The organism is Methanoculleus sp. UBA413, from assembly GCF_002502935.1.
GTDB classification, from domain to species: Archaea; Halobacteriota; Methanomicrobia; order Methanomicrobiales; family Methanoculleaceae; genus Methanoculleus; species Methanoculleus bourgensis.
In genome coordinates, this window is the sequence record NZ_DAQR01000141.1 from 11,052 (window position 1) to 12,699 (window position 1,648).

Below are 1,648 nucleotides of genomic sequence, written 5' to 3' on the forward strand. Positions count from 1 at the left end.
GCATACAGCATCGTCCACGAGGTCCGCCGCCAGTTCAAGGAGATCACCGGTCTCATGGAAGGGACGGCCGACCCTGACTATGCCTCCTGCATCGCCATCTCCACCCACTCGGCGCTGCGTGAGATGATCGTGCCCGGCGTCCTCGCCGTCGCCGCGCCGCTCACCGTCGGGATCGTCCTCGGCCCTGAAGCGCTCGGCGGCCTGCTCGTCGGCTCGCTTGCGGCCGGGTTCCTCCTCGCCGTCACGATGGCGAACGCCGGTGGGGCCTGGGATAACGCAAAGAAGTACGTTGAGCAGGGCCACCTCGGCGGGAAGGGTTCGGATGCCCACAAGGCGACGGTCGTCGGCGACACCGTGGGTGACCCCTTCAAGGACACGTCGGGCCCCTCCCTGAACATTCTCATAAAACTGATGTCCATGGTCGCGCTGGTCTTTGCACCGCTGATCCTGGTCATCTAAACCACCTTTTTTCCCCATGGGGCAAGTGATGCCCCGGTGAGGCCATACCTTCATCCCGCCCTGCGACAACCAGATAGTGTGAACTCCTGAACCGGAGGTGACAAACCCGGGTGTTGCGCATTTACCATACGATCGATACGACCCCAACGCCGCTGACGGACGAGACGGGAGAGGTTGAGCCCGGTTCGTGGGTCTCTCTGATCAACCCCACTGCAGACGAGATCAGGGAGGTCTCGGACAGGCTCTCCGTTCCCGGTGATTACCTCAGGGCGGCGCTCGACGAGGAGGAACGCCCGCGAACCGAGAGTGAGGACGGCATCACCCTGATCGTCATCGATATCCCGGTGCCCTACCCTGAGCAGACGATCCTCTACACGACGATGCCGCTCGGGATCATCGTCACCTCCGATACCATCGTCACCGTCTGTCTCCGCGAAAACGCGATCATCGAGGACTTCGCAAACAGGCGGGTGAAATTGTTCTACACGTTCAAGAAGACCCGGTTCGTGCTGCAGATCCTCTTCCGGAACGCATCCTACTTCCTCCAGTACCTGCGCCAGATCGAGCGGATCTCGGACCGGCTCGGGGCCGAACTGAACCAGTCGATGCGGAACCGGGAACTGATCCAGCTGATGAATCTCAAAAAGAGCCTGGTCTACTTCTCGACGTCGCTTAGGAGCAACCAGATCGTCCTCGACAAGACCCTGACGTTCCAGCCGCTCCGGATGTACGAGGAGGATACCGCTCTTCTCGAGGACGTCATCATCGAGAACAAGCAGGCGATCGAGATGGCAAACACCTACTCAACGATCCTCTCGGAGACGATGGATGCCTTCGCCTCGATCATATCGAACAACTTCAACAACGTCTTAAAACTCCTCACCTCGATAACCATCATCCTCGCCATCCCGACGATGATCGCAAGTTTCCTCGGCATGAACGTCCCGGTCCCCCTGCAGGACGAACCCTACGGGTTCCTTATTATCATCATCCTCTCCCTGATCGTCTCCTCACTCCTCGCGGTGGCCATCAACCGCAAAGGATGGCTGTAGACCAACCTTTGGGGTTTTAGTGGACAATTTCGCCTTATTTTGTGGGTTCTGGTGCGGATCACCAACCGCTCGCGTGAGGCGATGGTGCACATGAAACAACCATCAGGCTACGCTCTCCGGGCTGCACGCATGAAAAC

General features: G+C 59.2%; 2 protein-coding genes. Both read left to right on the forward strand.

The window, feature by feature from the left end; genetic code table 11:
• On the forward strand, positions 1-459 hold a 459-nt coding region (locus BP858_RS12250; protein ID WP_286879589.1), incomplete at its 5' end, for a sodium/proton-translocating pyrophosphatase.
• Between the two features lie 110 nt (positions 460-569).
• A complete protein-coding gene (locus tag BP858_RS12255) occupies positions 570-1,511 on the forward strand; it encodes a magnesium transporter CorA family protein (RefSeq protein ID WP_286879591.1) in 942 nt (313 codons plus the stop codon).
• Positions 1,512-1,648: the final 137 nt, after the last annotated feature.